The following is a 777-nucleotide window of genomic DNA, read 5'->3' as shown; positions in this document are numbered from 1 at the left end:
CTTTCACCCCTAGCCACAAGTCATCCGCTAATTTTTCAACATTAGTCGGTTCGGTCCTCCAGTAAGTGTTACCTCACCTTCAACCTGCCCATGGCTAGATCACCTGGTTTCGGGTCTAATCCTAGCAACTGTACGCCCAGTTAAGACTCGGTTTCCCTACGGCTCCCCTATACGGTTAACCTTGCTACTAAAATTAAGTCGCTGACCCATTATACAAAAGGTACGCAGTCACCCCATCACTAAGCCACCTCTGCTTGATTTTGTGTGTTGATCAACGCTACGCGTTGTTAACCACTATCAAATTGAAGTACTTGTTGTCACTAAACCACAATAGCTTAGTGATGGGGCTCCTACTGCTTGTACGTACACGGTTTCAGGTTCTATTTCACTCCCCTCACAGGGGTTCTTTTCGCCTTTCCCTCACGGTACTGGTTCACTATCGGTCAGTCAGGAGTATTTAGCCTTGGAGGATGGTCCCCCCATGTTCAGACAGGATATCACGTGTCCCGTCCTACTCGATTTCACTCGAAGTGCGTTGTCGGCTACGGGGCTATCACCCTTTGCTGCTGTGCTTTCCAGCACATTCGCCTAACACTCAACTAGCTTAAGGGCTAATCCGGTTTCGCTCGCCGCTACTGCCGGAATCTCGGTTGATTTCTGTTCCTCGGGGTACTTAGATGTTTCAGTTCCCCCGGTTCGCCTCGCAACGCTATGTATTCACGTTGCGATACCTGCTTGTGCAGGTGGGTTTCCCCATTCGGAAATCCCAGACTCAAG

1 rRNA gene is annotated in these 777 nt (G+C 49.7%); it reads right to left on the bottom strand.

Features of this window, described 5'->3' with window-relative positions:
* Positions 1-777: ribosomal RNA gene (locus tag L4D19_RS30385) — 23S ribosomal RNA — on the bottom strand; the annotation flags it as partial.

This window comes from Photobacterium kasasachensis (assembly GCF_050336885.1).
GTDB lineage: Bacteria > Pseudomonadota > Gammaproteobacteria > Enterobacterales > Vibrionaceae > Photobacterium > Photobacterium kasasachensis.
Note: the sequence above shows the minus strand (reverse complement) of the source record. Positions and strands in the feature narration are given on the sequence as shown.